The 424-nt window shown below is 75.0% G+C and carries 1 pseudogene; it reads right to left on the reverse strand.

Annotated elements, in window-relative coordinates:
• Positions 1–172: 172 nt before the first annotated feature.
• Positions 173–424 (reverse strand): annotated as a pseudogene (locus G3I78_RS49025) (MFS transporter); the annotation flags it as partial.

The following is a 424-nucleotide window of genomic DNA, read 5'->3' on the forward strand; positions in this document are numbered from 1 at the left end:
GGGGGGAGCCGGCGGTCCTCGACCTTCCGGGCGTGGTGCGCGACCTGGCGGCCGCGGGCGGTCCGGCCCGCACCGTCCTCGCGGGGAGCACGTGGGAGGACGGACGGACGAAAGGCTTCCTGCTGACCTCGGCGGACCCGCTCTCCACCGGGCCCTCCACCGGGCCATCCACCGGGCGCTCCATCGTGCGCCAGGCCGGGAAGACCAGCGGGGAGAGCGTGACCAGCAGGTAGGTGCCGCCGAACAGCAGCAGCGTCCGCGTCGCCCCGAATCCCTCGACCAGCAGGCCCGCCGCGAGCCCGCCCAGCGGCATGGTCAGCTCGCAGCCCGCGGTGGTCACGCCCGAGACGCGGCTGCGCAGCTCCTCCGGGATCCGCTCGTAGACCACGGTGGTCAGGATCGGGTTGAGCATGCCCGCGCCCAG

The organism is Streptomyces sp. SID13726 (assembly GCF_010548375.1).
Classification (GTDB): Bacteria; Actinomycetota; Actinomycetes; order Streptomycetales; family Streptomycetaceae; genus Streptomyces.